The 18,399-nt window shown below is 65.0% G+C and carries 13 protein-coding genes, 1 other RNA gene and 1 pseudogene; 12 read left to right on the forward strand and 3 right to left on the reverse strand.

Translation table 11 applies throughout. The features are described 5' to 3' along the window. The first annotated feature begins 9 nt into the window (after positions 1 to 9). Genes ACSC1S_RS06740 through ACSC1S_RS06755 form a run of 4 tightly spaced genes read left to right on the forward strand, consistent with a single transcriptional unit; the run spans position 10 to position 3,174 of the window. Complete coding sequence (locus ACSC1S_RS06740; protein WP_368408714.1) at positions 10 to 615, forward strand: chemotaxis protein CheC; 606 nt, start codon at positions 10 to 12, stop codon at positions 613 to 615. Continuing rightward, complete coding sequence (locus ACSC1S_RS06745) at positions 612 to 1,856, forward strand: chemotaxis protein CheC (protein WP_435318105.1); 1,245 nt, start codon at positions 612 to 614, stop codon at positions 1,854 to 1,856. Before ACSC1S_RS06740 ends, ACSC1S_RS06745 begins: the two co-directional genes overlap by 4 nt. Continuing rightward, positions 1,853 to 2,374, forward strand: coding sequence for a chemotaxis protein CheD (locus ACSC1S_RS06750; protein ID WP_261651037.1), 522 nt, complete (start codon positions 1,853 to 1,855; stop codon positions 2,372 to 2,374). The genes ACSC1S_RS06745 and ACSC1S_RS06750 overlap by 4 nt, the downstream gene beginning before the upstream one ends. Continuing rightward, entirely contained in the window at positions 2,371 to 3,174 is an 804-nt protein-coding gene (locus ACSC1S_RS06755; protein ID WP_435363684.1) for a CheR family methyltransferase, read from the forward strand. The genes ACSC1S_RS06750 and ACSC1S_RS06755 overlap by 4 nt, the downstream gene beginning before the upstream one ends. A 1,932-nt stretch (positions 3,175 to 5,106) precedes the next feature. Here the strand turns inward: ACSC1S_RS06755 and ACSC1S_RS06760 are convergent. Next, positions 5,107 to 6,597: pseudogene (locus tag ACSC1S_RS06760) on the reverse strand (methyl-accepting chemotaxis protein); the annotation flags it as partial. A 962-nt stretch (positions 6,598 to 7,559) separates the two neighbouring features. Here ACSC1S_RS06760 and ACSC1S_RS06765 point away from each other — a divergent pair. The 6 genes from ACSC1S_RS06765 (at position 7,560) to ACSC1S_RS06790 (ending at position 16,038) form a co-directional block, all read left to right on the forward strand. Next, the gene (locus tag ACSC1S_RS06765) at positions 7,560 to 8,747 is read left to right on the forward strand and encodes a hypothetical protein (RefSeq protein ID WP_435363685.1); all 1,188 of its coding nucleotides are present in this window, start codon (positions 7,560 to 7,562) and stop codon (positions 8,745 to 8,747) included. A 254-nt stretch (positions 8,748 to 9,001) separates the two neighbouring features. Beyond that, positions 9,002 to 9,994 carry a glutathione S-transferase family protein gene (locus ACSC1S_RS06770; protein WP_435363686.1) on the forward strand — a complete coding sequence of 331 codons (993 nt, stop codon included), beginning with the start codon at positions 9,002 to 9,004 and terminating at the stop codon, positions 9,992 to 9,994. 209 nt (positions 9,995 to 10,203) lie between these two features. Beyond that, entirely contained in the window at positions 10,204 to 13,869 is a 3,666-nt protein-coding gene (locus ACSC1S_RS06775; RefSeq protein ID WP_435363687.1) for a DUF7289 family protein, read from the forward strand. 55 nt (positions 13,870 to 13,924) lie between these two features. Next, positions 13,925 to 14,797, forward strand: a complete 873-nt coding sequence (locus ACSC1S_RS06780) for a geranylgeranylglycerol-phosphate geranylgeranyltransferase (RefSeq protein ID WP_435363688.1) — start codon at positions 13,925 to 13,927, stop codon at positions 14,795 to 14,797. A gap of 154 nt (positions 14,798 to 14,951) precedes the next feature. Continuing rightward, entirely contained in the window at positions 14,952 to 15,584 is a 633-nt protein-coding gene (locus ACSC1S_RS06785; protein ID WP_435318111.1) for an RAD55 family ATPase, read from the forward strand. 46 nt (positions 15,585 to 15,630) lie between these two features. Continuing rightward, a complete protein-coding gene (locus ACSC1S_RS06790) occupies positions 15,631 to 16,038 on the forward strand; it encodes a CoA-binding protein (RefSeq protein WP_435363689.1) in 408 nt (135 codons plus the stop codon). A gap of 6 nt (positions 16,039 to 16,044) precedes the next feature. Here the strand turns inward: ACSC1S_RS06790 and ACSC1S_RS06795 are convergent, their stop codons facing one another. Continuing rightward, entirely contained in the window at positions 16,045 to 17,025 is a 981-nt protein-coding gene (locus ACSC1S_RS06795; protein ID WP_435363690.1) for a PLP-dependent cysteine synthase family protein, read from the reverse strand. A gap of 37 nt (positions 17,026 to 17,062) precedes the next feature. Next, the gene (locus ACSC1S_RS06800; protein WP_435318114.1) at positions 17,063 to 17,434 is read right to left on the reverse strand and encodes a DUF5798 family protein; all 372 of its coding nucleotides are present in this window, start codon (positions 17,432 to 17,434) and stop codon (positions 17,063 to 17,065) included. Positions 17,435 to 17,554: 120 nt separating this feature from the next. Here ACSC1S_RS06800 and ACSC1S_RS06805 point away from each other — a divergent pair, with 120 nt between their 5' ends. Beyond that, positions 17,555 to 17,977 carry a DUF7548 family protein gene (locus tag ACSC1S_RS06805; protein ID WP_435363691.1) on the forward strand — a complete coding sequence of 141 codons (423 nt, stop codon included), beginning with the start codon at positions 17,555 to 17,557 and terminating at the stop codon, positions 17,975 to 17,977. Between the two features lie 81 nt (positions 17,978 to 18,058). Next, an RNA gene (ffs, locus tag ACSC1S_RS06810) (signal recognition particle sRNA) lies at positions 18,059 to 18,370 on the forward strand. Positions 18,371 to 18,399: the final 29 nt, after the last annotated feature.

Below are 18,399 nucleotides of genomic sequence, written 5' to 3' on the forward strand. Positions count from 1 at the left end.
GAGGCAATCATGAGTTTGATGGTCGACATTCGGAAGCTGAGTTTCATCAACGAGATGGCGAAGGTCGGGACCAACGGGGTCGCCGACAACATGAGTAAACTGACAGGCGAGGATGCCCGGATGGAGGTGACAAAGACGAACTTCATCGACATCCAGGACATCAAGAAGCAACTGGACGCCGGCAAACGTGTCGGCGTCAGGGTGCGCCTGATGGAGCCCCCGCACGGGCACATCCTCATCCTGTTCCCCGAGTCGAGCGCGAAGAAGATCACCGCGCTCATGCTCTCGGACATGGTCGACGACATGTCACAGGTGTCGGGCGAGATGGCTCGCTCGGCCGTCGAAGAGCTCGGCAACATGATGGCGTCGGGCTTCATCGACGGCTGGGCGGACGTGCTCGGCCGCACCATCGATATCGCGACACCACAACTGGTGTACGCACCGGCCGGTGAGATCGTCGAACGGACCGCGGGCCTCGGCGGCGAGGACCTCGCACTGTTCTTCGACTCCAACCTGACGGTGCCGAGTTACGACATCAACGCCGAGATCTACGCCTTCCCGAACCTCGAAGAGTTCGTGGAGATGGTCAACAATATCGAAGCCAGGCCCACATGAAACTGGACATCACCGCACTCGGGACCTTCTACGATATGGCTCGGGAAGGTGCCGGTCTCGCCGCGGGTCGCCTGACGCGCATGACCGACGTGGACACCCGCGTCGGCGTCACGAAGCTGAACTTCATGCGCGGCTCGGAGATCCGGACGGAGTTCGAGGACGACGTGCCCAAGGTGGGCATCCGCGTCGAACTCTCCGGCGGGCTCGACGGGCACTCGATTATCATCTTCGAGCGCGACGCCGCCCTCAGCATCGTCAAGACGCTGGTCGGCGAATCCGACGCCGACGAGTTCAACGACATGAACCGCTCGGCGATGACCGAGGTCGGCCAGATCATGAACGCCGGGTTCATCGACGGCTGGGCGGACGTACTCGGGACCGTCATCGACGTGTCGACGCCGGAGTTCGTCGAGGGGACGACCGCGGAACCGTTCCTCGGCGACCTCGAGGCAGCACCCGACGAGGGCGACCTCGCGCTGTTGTTCCAGAGTCAGATCGAGGCGGTCGACACCGAAATCGGGTTCAAGCACTACCTGTTCCCCGAGCGGGAGTCGATGGCGGATATCCTCGAACAGCACGGCGACCCCGACAGCCGGGGTATCGAGTACGACAAGCTCGCCGGCTTCGACGAGATGGCCCAGCAAGGGGCGAAAGAGGTCGCCTCGAACATCACGACGCTCACAGGTATCGAGACGAGCGTGAAGATCCGTCGCCTGAAGTTCGCCTCGCTTGAGGCGATTCCCCAGGAGATCGACGACGAGATGCTCGTCGGCGTGGCGCACGAACTCGACGGCACCCCCTCCGGGTACCTGCTGTTCCTGTTCGACGAGCGCTCGGCCCGCGAGGTCGTCGAGGCGACCGTGCCGAACCCGCCGGACGACGAGTTCGGTGACCTCGGCAAGAGCGCCATCAAGGAGCTCGGGAACATCATGGCGTCGGGCTTCATCGACGGCTGGGCGAACGTGCTGGACACGACCATCGACCACTCGCCGCCGCAGTACATCCACGACTTCGGCGCGGCGGTCATCGACCCGGTCATCATCCAGCTCGGCGAGAACCAGGACTTCGCGTTCGTCTTCGACACGGTCATCAAGGCCGACGACCGCGAGTTCGACTGTTCCATCTACGCCATCCCGGACGAGGAGGACCTCGAACGGGCGCTCAACAACCTCGACATCGAGCGCATCGCAGACGCCGAGACGAAAGCAGACTTCCCGATAGATGAAGTGGAGAACACATGAAGACGTACGGAAGTGAACCAGGCGCGCCAGAGCCGGTCCAGGTCGGCATCTCGGAGTTCGTCGTCAGGGGCAAGGAGTCGGAGGACACGCTCAAGTCCTACGGGCTCGGCTCCTGTCTGGCCATCGCCCTCTACGACCCTGACACCCGAATCGGCGGGCTGGCACACGTCATGCTCCCCGACGGCGACGCCGCCGACGGGGCCGACACGCAGCCCGGCAAGTACGCCGATACGGCCATCCGCGCGATGCTCCGCCGGATGGTCGAGAAGGGTGCGGCCTACACCTCGGTCGAAGCGAAGATAGCGGGCGGGAGCGACATGTTCCAGTTCGAGTCCTTCGGTGAGGGCGTCGGCAAGCGGAACGTCGCCGCGGCCAAGGAGGAACTCGAGAAGCTCGGCGTCCCCATCATCGCGGAGGACGTCGGCGGCCAGCGCGGCCGGACCGTCGAGTTCGACGTGCAGACCGGAACGCTCCGAATCCGGACTGCCGACAGCGAGCACGCGGTGGAGGAACTGTGACGGAGGAGGAGTCTTTCCTCCGAGTCGCCCACTACGTCGAAGACCAGATCGGGTTCGCGACCAGTCATTACAACGACAGCTACCTGAAGCGGCGGCTCTCCTCGCGGATGCGCCGGACCGGCGCAGCCGGCTACGACGAATACCTCGACATCCTCAAGGAGGACGGGGATGAGCCCAAGGAACTGCTCGACGCGCTCTCGATCAACGTCACGGGCTTCTTCCGGAACCCGGACGTCTGGGAGGGGATTCGGTCGGTGTTGCGTGACCTCTCGGCCGAACAGGACCGGGTGCACGTGTGGTCCGCCGCCTGTGCCGACGGTCGTGAACCGTACTCGCTGGCGATGCTCGCGCTGGACGACCCGCGGGTCGATGCCGAGAAGTTCCACATCTACGGGACCGACATCAACGACGAGGCCCTCCGGACGGCACAGGAGGGCGTCTACCGCAGCACCCGGACCGTCGATATCGAGGACCAGCTCGGCTTCCTCTCGAACTTCCACGCCTACGTGGACAAACAGGAGAACCGCTTCGAGGTGACCGACCGGGTGAAGCGCAAGGTCACCTTCGCCAAGCACGACCTGATCAACGACGGCGCGAAGTCCGGCTTCGACCTGGTCATCTGCCGGAACCTGTTCATCTACATCGACAACGAGTACAAACAGCCCATCCTCGAGACCATCGCGCGGTCACTGCGCCCCGACGGCTATCTCGTCATCGGGAAGGCAGAGACCATCCCGCCACAGCTCAAGTCGGCGTTCTCCGTCCTCGACGGTCGCCTCCGCATCTACCAGCGGGAGTAACTCCCGCCCCTGTCCGTTCTTCGGTCGCCTCGTCTCACCAGCGGTGCGGTCACTCTCACATCCGAACTCGCTGCCAGGCGCTCGCGACGCTCACCGGGCAGACCGTACAAGAACCGAAGTAACCGGGAGAAGACGGCGTTACTCGTCGTCGTTCGGTTCGGACTGGGCGAACGAGAACATGTCGTCCTCGTTGGCGTCCTCCTCGTCGACGTCCAGGTCTTCCTCGTCGGACTCGTCACCGAAGTCGATGTCCTCCATGCCGGGGACGTCCTTCGTCTCCGCCTCGTCCGAGTCGTCCTCACCGGACTCTTCGAGCGATTCGTCATCGAAATCGAGCGCTTCGTCGAGTTCGCGGTCTATCTCCTCGGTGTCCTGCGCGTCGGCCGCTTCGGCGTCCGCACCGAAGGAGAGGCCGGTCGTCGGCTCGGCGTCGGACTCGTCGTCAGCCTCGGCGGACTCTGCAGCAGCGTCCGCCGGGTCGTCATCGACTGGGTCAGCCTCGACCGGGTCGGCCTCGACGGCGGCGTCCTCGGTCTCCCAGCCGGATGGGGCTTCCTCGGTGTCCCAGCTCGCACCGGCCGGCTCGTCGGGCTCCCACTCGGGGTCGCCCGAGTGGTCCCCGTCCGCCGGCTCGTCTGCGTCCCAGTCGGCGTCGGCCGTGTCGTCGTCGAAGCCGTCGTCGGCTGCCCAGGAGCCACCCGTGTCGGTGGTCGTGTCCCAGGCATCGCCGGTGGTGGACTCGTCGAGGTCCGCGTCGGTCTCGACCACATCGGTGTCGACGGTCTCCCAGCCATCGCCCGAATCGTCGAGTCCGGTGTCGGCGACTGGTTCGGTGTCGGCTTCCCGCTCCGCTTCGGGGGCAGGTTCGGCCTCGATTGCCTCGTCATCGACGGTCGATTCGTCCTCGACAGCCGGTTCGTCCTCGACGGCCGGCTCGGCGGCGTCGGTCTCGTCGCCACCGTCGAACGGTTCGAACCCTTCGAACTCGTCGGCGGCATCGGAACCGAGGTCGATGTCTGCTTCGTAGTCCACCGGCTCGTCAGAGTCGTCCAGGTCCGGCTCGTCGGACTCGTCCGAAACGACCGGTTCCCCGGCGACGACTGCGTCGTCAACCGAATCGTCGTCCTCGGCGGGTGCTGGCTCGGCTTCAGGAGCTGGCTCGGCTTCGAGTGCGGATTCAGCGTCCGTATCCACCTCCTCGGCGATGTCGCCACCGAGTGCGATGTCGGCGTCGAGGTCGTCCTCGGTCTCCGCCGCGTCTGCTTCTTCGGGTTCTTCCTCGCCGAACGCGATGCCCGGCGAGTCGTCCTCCTCCTCGTCGCTCGACTCGAGCGTTTCCGTGTCGGGTTCCCCGAGGGGTTCTGGGTCTGCCTCGTCCGCCGGAATCGGGTCCGACTCGACCGGTTCCGCCTCGCCGGCAGCGTCGGCCGGTTCGTCGAGCGTCGGTGCTGCATCAGCGTCCTCGGTCGGCTCGTCCGCCGGCGTCGCAGCCGCATCGAGGCTGTACTCGTCCGGGTCGACGTCGTCGACGTCGTCGAGGTCGCCGAGCGCGTCGCCGTCACCCTCCTGCTCGATGGGCGAGAAGGTCCCGTCGTCGAGCGGCGCGAACTCCTCGTCCTCGGATGCCGACTCTGCACCCGCGTCCGTGGTGGGCGTGGTCTCCTCGCCGAACGTCGCCGGCGAGCCGAGACCGCCCTGGGAGTCGGACTGTGCTTCCATCGGTTCCTCGAGTGGCCGTTCGTCGTCGTCGGCCTCGGTCTCGGTCTCGGTCTCGGGCTCCGGGTCGGCAGTGAAGTCCGAGTCGTCGAGGTCGAGGTCCGTATCACCGGTGGTCAGTTCGCCGACTGCCTCCGCCGCGGCCTCGATGTCTTCGGGGTCACGCGTCTCCACGTCGTCGAAGAGGTCCTCGCCGGTACCGAACTCGTACTCGTCGTCCACGTCCGTCTCGAAGCGGTCGAGTGCCTCGCTCAGGCGGGACGCCTGGTTCGCGAGGTCGCTCGCGGACTTGCTGACCTCGGTGAGTGCCGTGGTCTGTTCCTCTGCTGCGGCGGCGACGTTCTCTGCCTCCGCGGTCGTCTCCTCGGAGATGGTCGCGGCGTCGTCGACCATCGCGACGACCTCTTCGGTCGAGGCCGCCTGTTCCTCGGTCGCGGCCGAGATCTCCTGAACACCGGTGTTCGTCTCGGTCGCGTACCCGGCAATCTCGTCGAGTGCGGTGACGGTCTCCTCGACGGCGTCGGTCGTCGCGGATATCTGTTCGCTCGCGCCCTCGACCGAGCGGACGGACTGGCGGGTCTTCGACTGGATGGTCTCGAGGCGCTTCTCGATGTCCTCGGCTGCGTCCTTCGTCTCCTCTGCCAGGTCCTTGACCTCCTGTGCGACGACGGAGAACCCTTCGCCGGAACTGCCCGAGCGTGCCGCCTCGATGTTGGCGTTCAGCGCGAGCATGTTCGTCTGCTCTGCGATCTCTGAGATGAAGTCGATCAGCTCGTCGATCTGCTCCATCTCGTTCTCGAGGTCACCCATCTGGTCGGTGACGACCTCACGGTTGTCCTCGAGTTCCTGCATCCGGTCGATTGCCTCCTGGGCCGCGTCACGACCACTGCGGCCGGTCTCTGCCGTCCGTTCTGCCAGGTCCGCCACCTCGTTCGAGGAGGATGCGATCTCCTCGATGGTGGTCGAGAGCCCGGACATCTCCTGGCTGACCCGCTGGAGGCTGTCGTTCTGGCGGTCCGCACCGTCGGAAATCTCCTGGATGGATTCGGTCACCTGCTCGGAGGCGGACCGGACCTCCTCGCTGGAGGCCGTAACTTCCTCGGAGGAGGTCGCGACCTCGTTCGCGAAGTTCTTGAGCTGGGCGGTGGTCTCCTCGATCTCGCCGATCATGTGGTTGAACTCGCGAGCGATGTCGGCCATCGCCTCGGACTCGGACTCGGCGTTCATCCGCTGGGTCATGTCCCCATCGGAGACGTGCTGCATCACGTCGCGGTACTCGTCGGCCTTGCGTTCCAGGTGGCGGTTCATCTGCTCCGCCTCGGCCCGTGCGAGCTCTGCTTGCTCACGGGCGTCCCGTGCCTCCTGGATCTGTTCCCGGAGGGCGTCGCGCATCGAACCGAACCCGTTGTAGAGTCGGCCGATGTTGTCGATGCGGTGGGTCTCGAAGTCGACGTTGAGGTTGCCCTCCTCCATCTGGGTCGTCTTGGAGGTGAGGCGGTCGATGGCCGACGCAGTGTTCCGTCCGATGACCGTCCCGACGAGGACGATGAGCGTCATGCCGGCGAGCGTCGCGTAGAGGCCCCACTGACTCACGTCGTTGACGAAGCCGTAGACGTTCGAGGTGGGCGCACTCACTGTGACGACCATGTCACGGCCTTCGACGTTGGCGTAACTCGTCACGTACTCGTCGTCGGCGTACTGGTCACCGACGGTGCTCGCGACCGGGTTGGGGGCCGAGCCGAACTGCTCGACGCCGGGACCGGTCTGGGAGAGCTGGTAGAAGTTGGCACCGGGGTAGGCGTCGCCGGTGATGTTCGCGTTGTTCGAGAACACGATGCTGTTGTCGGACCCGAGGATCATCGTGGTCTCGCCGTCGGCGGCGGCCATCGTCTGGCCGTAGTTCGTCACGTCGACGGTGGTGATGATGACCTCACTGCCACTGCTCGCTTTGACCGGGTAGGCGTACGCCACGACGGTGGTACCCTCGTGGTCCGTGTAGGAGCTGTAGACGACACCGGAATCGCCGTCGACCGCGGTCTTGCTCGCGAGTTCACTCGCCCAGGGCGTCTGGAGCTGGCCGAGGGCTGCGTCTTCCATCTGGTTCGCCGTGGTGGCGGTGACCGTGTTGGATTGCAGCTTCACGTAGTACATGTCCCGGACGCCACGTTCGAACTGTAACACCTGCGTCCGGCCCTCGAGAAGGGCGTCTATCTCGGATTCGTTTCCGGATTCTACGTCGCTACTCCAGGCGACGTTCTGTGTGATGACGATGTTCCGTTCGTCCCATTGCCGCAAGTTCCGTGCTTCCTGCACTGCACGGTCTTCGAGTCTATCGTTGACGCTGTTCTCTACTTCCTCTGTGATCTGGCCAGTCGCGACGAACCCCACCGCCCCGACCGCCAGGCCCATTATGAGGAGCGCGATACCGAATTTCAGCGCATAACTTCTCCGAATAAAGTTTGGTATGAGTCGACGAAGCGGGCCCAGCATATGCTCGAAACGGTGGGTACCAGAATATAAAACAACACCGGAGATTATCACGAATGAAAACCGGGTAAACCGGCGACTTTACCCGTCCCTCTTTAAGTTGATGGCCGTTTTCGCTTTCGGCAATTCTGTCTGGCTCGTTTCGAGTGTGATAAAGTACAAGCGGGTCACCGACGAACGAGATGACGATGGGTCCCGCGGAACTCACCGAGTACGTCGAACACGCGAGCGAGGTGCTCGCGGCCTCGTCGGAACTGGGGATGCGAAACACCCAGCTCAGACTGGTCGAGCCGTTCCTGGAGACGCTCGGCTGGAACGTCAGAGCACCAGAGGTCGAAGCCGCCTACGAGGTCACCACGGCCGACGTCATGGTCGACTACGCGCTGCTCGCGGACGGCCGACCCGCCGTGTTCGTCCTCACAGAGCCCTGCGAGGACACTCTCGAGGGCGAAGCGCGGACGGCCCTCCTCGACGCCATGCGCCAGATGGAGGTGGGCTGGGGCGTCCTCACGAACGGCCGGCAGTTCGCGTTCGTCGGACGACGAGACGGGCGTGACGAATGGGTCGAGAGTTCGCTGGCGGAACTGCCCGAGACCACGACCGTCCTCGAACGGTTCACCCGTGCCAGCGCACTCGAACGCGCCCGGTCCCGGTCGCGGGCCGAACGGGCGACGGCGGCCGAGCGGCTGGCGGGTGCTGGCGAGGACCTCGTCGACGACCTCGTTGCGGAGCTGCTGGAGACGACCGACGGTGCGGCGGCCGCGGATATCGAGACGGCGACACGCGAGTTCGTCAGACGACTGACCCGGTCGTTCCAGCCCGACGACGAGGAGGGTGCGAGACAGCCGTCGACGGCACCGACTGGTGTGGAACGGAGTGCGTCACCGACCGACGATAGCGACGACGATTCGGAACCAGACCAGCGCGGTGCATCGGCGGACCGGTCCGACGACGAATCCGACGACGAGTCCAGCCAGACTGCCAAGGGCGTCCAGACCGTCGCCACCGCGTCGGCTGGCAGTGATGGGGAGTACGTTGCCCGGTTCTTCAGGGACCGAACCTCGGTGGGGGCGGTCGGGAGTTCGACGGTCGCAGGGACGATGGCACAGGTCGTCGACTATCTCATCGAGCACCACCATCTCTCGCGGTCGGTCTCGCTGCCGTACTGTCCGGCCGACGACGGCATGGCTGTGCTCCACTACGAGCCCACGCATCCGACGGGGGAGCCGATGCGACCAGCGGTCGAACTCGACACGGGGCCGTACCTCTGGACTGGTGGCGACGTCGAGGCACAGCGAACGCGGCTGGAAGACCTCGCTTCACGGGCAGGGCTTCGGGTGATGTTCCAGGGCGACTGGAGCCCCCGGTAACCGGCGCAGCCGGCTGTTCTGAGCGAGCGGTTCAGATGGCGAGGACGATGAATCCTACCATCGGCACGATGAGCATGAGGACACCGATGAGTGTTCTGAGTACAGCCATGTTCGAGTCGGACTTTGTGCCGACAGTACATAATAATTACTACTATTCTATTGGAATTTAATGTGTGCCGGGTCGGTATTATCGATACCGGAAGTCGACTGGGGCCTGCGGCAGTCGTTAATGCCCGCGGGCCGATAGGGAGCGCATGCACATGCTCGTCGACGGCGAGTGGCGCGAGGACGCGTACGAGAGCACCAACGACGACGGTGAGTTCGACCGACAGGAGACCAGTTTCCGGGACTGGATAGCTACCGACGACGATGCCCGGTTCCAGCCCGAGCCGGGCCGCTACCACCTGTACGCCTCCCGGGCGTGCCCCTGGGCACACCGTGCGATGATCGTCCGGCGGCTACTCGGACTGGAGGACGCCGTCTCCATGGACATCGTGGACCCCTACCGCGATACCGACGGCTGGCAGTTCACGCCCGAGAAGGACGACTGCACCCCGGACTCGATTATGGGCGCGGACTACCTCCGGGAGCTCTACACTGCAGCCGACGACTCCTTCACCGGTCGCGTGACCGTCCCCGTGCTCTGGGACCGCGAGGAGGAGACCATCGTGAACAACGAATCCGAGGAGATAATCAAGATGTTCGCCGATGCGATGGTCGACGTCGGGACCACCGGCGTCGACCTCTATCCAGCGGAACTCCGGTCGGAGATCGACGCGGTCATCGAAGACATCTACAACCCCATCAACAACGGTGTCTACCGGGCCGGGTTCGCAGCGAGCCAGTCCGCTCACGAGAACGCCGTGACCGAACTGTTCGACGCCCTCGACCACTGGAACGAGGTGCTGGCCGACCAGCGCTATCTCGTCGGCGACCGGCTGACGCTCGCGGACGTCTGCCTGTTCACGACGCTGGTCCGATTCGACGAGGTGTACCACACCCACTTCAAGTGCAACGTCCGCCACATCACGGACTACGAACAGCTGTGGGGGCACACCCGCGAACTGTACCAGTTGCCGGGCGTCGCCGAGTCGGTCAACATGGCCCACATCAAGGAACACTACTACACGACCCACGGCGACCTCAACCCCAGGCGACTCGTCCCCGTCGGCCCGGACCCAGCGTTCACGGAGTCACACGGTCGCGGTGACCTTCCCGGTGGCCCGCCGGCGGGCCTTTCGGACTGACAACGACGACGACCCGTGCTGCTCTGCGGGAGCCGACCTGCCCGTCGGGACCGCTTTTCCGTAGCCTGATTCAGGGGCCGTCACAGTCGGCCGCGTCGGGACTTACGTTTTCGAAGCTGCCAGTCTATTTCACACCAATTAGGATTCGTTCAACGCCCATTAGAGTTATATACACAATAATTGTGTGTAAATATAGTTAGGTTGGGACCATGCTATCGCCATCACAGACCACTACCACACGCGAACAACGAGGCGTGTCACCTGTCGTTGGACTCGTCGTCCTGATGGGTCTCGTCGCCGTCGCGTCGGGATTCATCCTCCTCAACGCGGCGTCGGTCACCGAGTCGGTGCAGCAACAGAACGAGATTCGAAGCGCGGAACTCACCCTCGAAGAGGCCAGTGCCCGGTTACGCACGCTCTCGTTCAGGGACGTCGGCGACGTGAGTTCCATCGACCTCACGGGAAAGAACGCGGAGGACGCGACCATCCGTGACGACGGGACGGTGACGTTCCAGATAAACGGCCACGCGAACTGCCAGGCGTCGATGGCTCTTGGCTCCGTCATCTACGAGAACGACGACGGTGACACCGTCGCCTACCAGGCCGGTGGCGTCTGGAAGAACACCAGTTCGGGGTCGGTCATGGTCTCTTCGCCGGGTCTCGACTACCGCGTCTCCGACGACCCCCGACCGATTCGGACCCTCGACTTCCCGGTGGTGAACGTCGAGGGGGCAATCGACGGCGACGGGGAAGTCACTGCACAGAAGGTGACGAACGCCAGCGAGCGTGCCGCACTGGAGCAACGACTCTGTCTGCCGGTCTCGACCAACGCCAGCATCGACCGCGTGCGGACCCTCACGATAACCATCGAGAACTCGTCCTACATCGAGGCGTGGAACCGGTACATGCAGGACGAGTTCGAGGGCAACGTCATCGACAGCGAGTACGACCAGGCGAACAGCAGGCTCTCGTACACGGTCCCCCTCGGACAGGCAGTCTCCCCGGGCGAGTTCGTCGTCGAGGACGCCGAGGTCAAAGCCGGTATCTGGGGGACCGGCACGACCGACATCGTCTTCGAGAGTTCCCCCGCCCCGGTCGGCACCGAGACGCTGGTCGACAGCTACGACTCGGCGGTGGCGCCACACGCGGTCCAGAGCGGTTCGGCGGCGCTCGTGGTGAACAACGGGTCGATAACCGTCCGCCAGGGTGTCGAGATTCGTGGGAACGTGGCCGTCGATGGCGACGTGACCATCCAGGGGAACGCGGCCGACCCGACCCGTATCGACGGGGACGTCTCGTACAACGGGAGCAATTCCACGCCGCCGGCCCACCAGTACGACGTGACCGGTTCGTGGCACGACGGCTTCGCGTACAGCGGGAACGCGATTCCCCGCGCCGACGACGACGTCGAGTTCGCCGTGGACTCGGCCCTGCTCTCGAACCACAACGACGAGACGCCCGTGTTCAACGCGAGCGAACCCGACTCGATTCGCCAGTCCGGAACCGTCGACGCCGGTGTCTACCTCGCCGAGCGCTTCGACGTCGATACGGGCGAGACCGTCACCTTCGACACCAGTAGCGGCGACGTGGTCGTCGCGGTGAACCGGTCCGTGGACGTCCAGGGCCGCATCGAGGTCGAGGGCGATGGGCAGGTTCGCCTGTTCGTGATGAACGACGTGACCGTCGGCGGGACCGTCACGGTGCTCGGACCGGGCGGCTCACCGACGAACAACGCAACCCGGTTCTGGACCTATGCGCGCAGCGGCGCGGACGTGACCTTCGAGCCGGGGTCGCGCTACACCGGCGTCACCTACGCACCCGGCCCGTCCGGGACGACGACGCTCGAAGCGAACTGGCCGGGCGACCACGCGGAGGTGTTCGGTGCCGTCATCGGTGGGGAGACCGTCGTCGAGAAGGGAGCACAGCTCCACTTCGACGAGAACGTCCGGACCGGGAACCTCGACTCCGACGGCGACGGCATCCCCGACTCGGCCGACCCCGACGACACGGTCGCAGACGGCGACCTGGACGGCGTCCCGGACAGCTACGACGACTGTCCGGCAGCCGCCCAGAGCCACACCGGCGACAACGGCTGTGCCGGCGTGGACGAAGACGAGCGCAAGAACGCGCTCGTCGTGAACCAGTCGAAAGCGCGCGTCAGCGTCGCTGGGACGGTCGTCGCGGACGTCGTCGAGACGACGAAGACGGTCGGCGAACGCGACCCCCTCGACGTGGTGTTCGTCATCGACGACTCCGGCTCGATGGGGACGGAACAGGTGCAGACCTACGATGACCCGGGCCAGTGGACGCGTGTTCACGGGGGCTGTGAGAACGTCTACATCCCACGCGGCGACACCGACCTGCTCTACGATGGCCGCTTCTACGATGGCGTGAGTGGCCCGGGCTATCTGAATCTGTGCAACGGCGATAGCTATCGCGTCCAGGAAGCGACTGTCGAGGACGGCTTCCGGTGGGACATCACGTACGACGACGGGGAAACGGTGAGCAAGGTGGGTGGTGCGACCGTCGACACCGACGGCATCGACGCGGTCACGGTGGTCAACGTCGGAAACGACCCGACCGACGAACGCGAGAAGGCGATGCAGACCTTCATCGGGATGCTGAACGCGTCCCGGGGTGACCAGGTCGGCGTCGTCTCGTTCAGCACCGCCAACAATCCGGACGCTGCGGTCCGGCACGATATCCAGACCCGCGGCCTCGACTTCGACGGGGCGAACACCAGCCTGAACCTCCAGTCCACGGGTGGGACGCCGATGGAAGACGCCATCGAACGGGCCGAGAAGGAACTCGAGCAGGGCGACAACGAGAAGAAGGTCATGGTGTTCCTCACCGACGGCCGACCGGACGGTGACGAGGACGACGTCCTGCAGGCCGCCGCCGACCTCCCGGACAACATCCAGATACAGACGGTCGGTCTCGGCGGGAACACCGACGAGGACCTCCTGAAGGACATGGCGGATACCACCGACGGGAACGTCTCCCAGGTGGGGGACTCGGCGGACCTCAACGAGACCTTCCGGAAGATCGCCGGTGAGGTGACCGAGGAGACGGTGACGGTCATCCAGCACAGGAACACCAGTCTCTCCCTGAACTTCGGCGGGCAATCCGTCGAACTCGACGACGTCAACGTCGAGCCCGACGGGACCGACACCGTCGAATCGGTCGACATCGACGCCATCGACGTCGGCGACTACTTCTCGGTCGCGGCGACCTCCCACAACTGCGAGAACATGACCGCGGCCTGGGACACCGTCGAGCACAACGGCGACGAGTACGACCACGTCACCTGCGACGGCATCAACCAGACGACCCCGACCCACCAGTCGCAGTCGAACGCCTCCGACACGTACCACGAGACGTTCGTCGACGGCGATGCGGTCCCGCCATCGTCGGCGTTCACTGCCGGCTGGTACAAGGACAGCGCGACGCCGTTCCGGGACGTCATCTCGAACTACGAGAGCCGGACCGGGCTGGACCTCATCGACGAGTCCAGCGGGGAGTTCGACCTCGGCGAGAACGACGCCATCATCGTCGTCAGGCTCAACCACGACGCCGAGGACACCGACTTCGTCGTGTTGCACTTCGACGCCTACGACACGTCGGTCAGCTATCCGGACCCGCCCGGGTCCCCGGACGAGACGGACGACGACTCGGCGGGCAACCGGAGCAGCGACAACAGCTACGTCGTCGACATCGACCGGGACACCATCGAGGTCGGCGACAACGAGTCGAATCGAATCGCAGTCCTCCCGGGTGTCTCCCATGCGCCGGTCGACGCCGCAGTCGCGGCCAGTCAGCCGGCCAGTCCATCACTGATACAGACCGCAACCCTCCGTGCTCGGCCGGTCCCCTAGCCACGACCCGACGCCAATCACGCCTTTTTTGCTGTATCACCAGACAGTGAAGCGTATGAGTGTCAAAGACCGGGTCACGGGACTGGTCGAGCTGACCCGGCCGGTGAACGCCGTCGCCGCCGGGTTCCTCACGTTCATCGGGGCGTTCGTCGCCGTCGGTGCGGACGTGACGGTCGTCTCCGCCGGCATCGAATCCCCGGCGGTTCGGACGCTGGCAGCCGGCGTCACCACGGTCCTCGCGACCGGCGGGGGCAACGCCATCAACGACTACTTCGACCGGGATATCGACCGCATCAACGCGCCGGACCGACCCATCCCCCGTGGGGCGGTGAGTGCTCGTGGCACGCTGGCGTTCAGCGTGCTCCTGTTCGCGCTGGCGGCCGCGTTCGCACTGCTCTTACCCGCACTCGCCATCGGCATCGCGGTGTTCAACCTGCTGGCGCTGGTCGCGTACACCGAGTGGTTCAAGGGGACACCCGGGTTCGGGAACCTCCTGGTGGCGTACCTCGGTGGTAGCACGTTCCTGTTCGGTGGGGCCGCAGTGGGGGATGCAGCCGCCTCCGCAACGTTGTTCCTACTCGCCGCGCTCTCGACGGTCAGTCGAGAGGTCATCAAGGACGTCGAGGACATCGCTGGCGACAGGGAGGAGGGATTGCGGACGCTGCCCATCGCGGTCGGTGAGCGGCGGGCGCTTCTCCTCGCGTCGACCGCCCTCGTCGCGGCCGTCCTTGCCAGTCCCGTCCCCTACCTCCGGGAGACGCTCGGTATCGCCTACCTCATCGCTGTCCTGCCCGCGGACGCCCTGATGTTGTACGCGGCCTACGAGGGCTACAGCGACCCGACCGCGAGCCAGACACACCTCAAGTACGGGATGTTCCTCGCGGCCGCGGCGTTCATCGTCGGTCGGGTCGCTGTCCTGGTCGCATAGCCCCCGAGAATCACCGACGGCGATGTGTTGTGATACCGTAGTGATGATTTTAATCAAAAGTACTATAAGCCGGATACTGTATTCTCATACCATACGAGGGAACCGGTCTCGACACTAACCGGACGGCACTGGTCCCGAGTGATGTAGAAACGCCATGTATGACCTGGCCGACGTTCTACCGGATGCGGAACTCTCTCCCGGCACGAACCTGCTGGTTGCCGGTCCACCGCTGACGGGGAAACGACAGATCGCGCTGGACATCCTCGCGAGTGGCTCCAAGCAGGGCGAGGGGACCATCATAGTTACCACCAAGGACAGCGCCCAGAAGATATTCGACCAGTACGAGAGTCGCGTCGACGACATCGACGCGGTCGATATCGGCATCGTCGACTGCGTGACGAAGCAACGAGGCGTCAATAACGTCACCGACGACGCCCGGATCAAGTACGCGTCGTCGCCGGTCGACATGACGGGCATCGGTATCAAGCTCTCCGAGTTCCTCGAGGAGTTCTACGAGGTGCGCGGCCACCGCAAGAACCGTATCCTGCTGCACTCCGTCTCGACGCTCCTGATGTACTCGGACCTCCAGACCGTCTTCCGCTTCCTCCACGTGTTCACCGGCCGCGTCCAGTCCGCCGACGCGCTCGGCGTCTACATCATCGACTCGACGGCCCACGACGACCAGACGATGAACACGCTGAAACAGCTGTTCGACGCGGTCATCGAGGTCGAAGAGAACGACGACGGCGAACCGACGCTCCACACCGCCGGTATCCCGTCCCAGTAACCGACCGCCCGGCACGCTTTTCGGTCACGCAGCCGTCTCTTCAGGTATGCCAGTCAAGAGTGACACCACCCTTCGCGAGGTTCTCGAGTACGACACCATCGCCGTCGTCGGCTGCTCGAACTCGCCCGGGAAGGCCGCCCACGACATCCCGAAGTACCTGCAGTCACACGGGTATCGAATCGTTCCTGTGAACCCCTTCGCCGACGAGATTCTCGGCGAACCCACCTACGACTCGCTCGCTGACGTCGAGGCGGAGATCGACGTCGTCGACGTGTTCCGTCCCTCCGAGGAGGTCGCGGGCATCGTCGACGAGGCACTGGCCCGTGACGACGTGAAGGTCATCTGGACCCAGCTCGGTATCCGTGACGACGATGCCGCGAAGAAGGCGGAAGATGCGGGCATCCAGTTCGTTCAGGACAAGTGCATGAAGGTCGAGCACGCTCGACTCGTCTGAATCGGCTCAGCCCTCCCACTCCTCGTACGGCCGGTAGATACCCTTCGAGAGGTATCGCTCGGAGGAGTCGGGGAAGACGGTGACGACCGAGTCGTAGGGGGCGTCTATCTCGCCGCTCGCGATGCGCTCGGCGACGCCGATGGCGGCGACGCTCGCGGCACCAGCCGAGGACGCGACCAGGTGGCCTTCCTCGCTGGCGAGGCGCTGGACCTCGGCGTGGGCGGCCTGGTCGGCGACCTGGATGATGTCGTCGACGAGGTCGGGCTCGAACAGCTTGTTGGTGGTCGTGTCGTGGGTGCCGATACCCTCTATCTTGTACGCGTCGGCGTCCGGGTGGTCACCCTTGAACTCGCTGTAGAGCGAGCCCTCGGGTTCGACCGCGCCGACGTAGGTCTCGGGATTCCGTTCGCGGTGGTAGCGCGCGATGCCCATGAGGGTCCCGGCGGTGCCACAGCCGGCGACGACTGCGCCGACTTGCCCGTCGAGGGCGTCGTATATCTCGGGCCCGGTGGTGGCGTAGTGTGCTTCGGTGTTCAGCGGGTTCTCGAACTGCTGGGGGACGACAGCGTTGTCGAGTTCCGACGCGAGTTCGTGGGCGCGCTGGATGGCCCCGCCCATGTCGTCCTCGGTCGGGGTGTTGATGACCTCGGCTCCGAGCGCTCGCATGAGCTGTTGCTTCTCGAGCGAGAACCGTTCGGGCACGACGAAGATGGCGTCGAGTCCGAGCTGCCCGGCGGCGACCGCCAGCCCGATGCCGGTGTTGCCCGCGGTCGGCTCGATGACGGTCCCGCCCGGTTCGAGCTGGCCGTCTTCGAGCATCCGTTCGAGCATGTACTTCCCGATGCGGTCTTTCACGCTGGCACCGGGGTTGAACGATTCCAGCTTCGCGTAGACGGGGACGTCGTCTGGGGCGGCGTGAACCCGTACGAGCGGCGTCTCACCGACGGTGTCCAGCACCGAGTCCAGCGGTTCCTCGTGGGTCGTCATGTAGGGGGCAATTGTTGCCGCCGCCCGATAGGTGTTTTTACTCGCTCGTGCCGGCAGAACTGGTCGTCCCCTCGTCCTGTGGTGCGCTTTCCTCCTCGACGGGGATGTCCTCGGCGCTCGTCTCGGCCTCGGCGACCTTCTCGGCTGGGGCTTCCGCCTCGGTGATGAGCTCGTCCGCGAGGAGTTCACCCACGTCGATACCCTCCTTCTCTGCGAGTGCCTCGAGGATCACGCGGTGCTCGGTGAGTTCCGTCTCCAGTTCACCGACCGTCTTCGTGGTCGCGTCCACGTCGTTCTCGATCTGTGTGAGGCGCTCCCTGACGTCCTTGAGTTGTGCGTAGAGCTGTTCTGCGCGCTCTGAAACCGTCTGGAGGGTCTGTAGCATCTTGCCTGCCGAACCAAGTCCCATACTGATATAATCGACCCCGGGGATGTTGTGCGTTCCGCCTCGCCCCTGCGACTCCGGCGCGGTCGGCACCCGGGTGCTTCCTTCGCGGCGTTTATGTCCCGTCCGCGACGAGTCTGGCGCATGAATCGGCTCCGGACCCCACCGACGGTCGGTATCGTCGCCGCACTCGCGTTCGTCGTCGCCGTCTTCGTCCCCTACGTCGCCCTCTCCGAGACCGCCATCTCGGGCCTCGGAACGTACTACGGCGTCGGCATCGTCTCGCCGACGTACCTCTCGCTGTTCGCGCTCGTCGCGGTCATCGTCTTCGCGGCCGGGCGCGAGGGCCGCACTGAACCGGACCTCGCCGCTGGCGTCACCCTCGTCTTCGGCCTGGTGATGGCGTTCCTCACGCTGTCCTGGGCGCTCGACGCGGGCAGCGTCGTCAGCAGCCTCGGCACCGAGGCGTGGATGGAGTACCACCCGTGGGCGGTGCTGCTCTGTAGCGTCGCTGTCGCCGCCTGTAGCGCGTGGTACGCCCGCGTCCTCGGGCTGTTGTCGGTCTGAGACCCCGACCCTGCCGAGCGAAACCGGCCGCCGTCGAACGGTTCGAGTCGAAAGGTCCTTAAGAGGCAAGCGGCTACGAGGGAGTGGACTAGGTCGGGCAGTTAGGCCCTGCTCCCAACCCGCGATATGGTCTTTAGCGGGGACCGAATCCTGAGGGCGTCCGGTCAGACCCGGACGGGCCTCGGGAGTCGACGTAGAAGCCTCGTCCGTCGGGGACGGCGGTCGACGGGGTCCATCCGCAGGGATGGCACTCCGTCGTTGGTCGGCGGTAATGAGTCAGGCACGGAAGTGAGCAGCTCACCGTCGGACACCCGTCGCTCGATGGGTCGCGGGGTGGAGGAGACGACCGAGATTCCCCGTCCGGGAACGCCGGGCAATCCCAGGCGTCCACCATTCATATCGCATTCATTCCTGCCAGCCAC

Origin of the sequence: Haloarchaeobius pelagicus (genome assembly GCF_051207375.1) — an archaeon.
Taxonomy (GTDB): domain Archaea; phylum Halobacteriota; class Halobacteria; order Halobacteriales; family Natrialbaceae; genus Haloarchaeobius.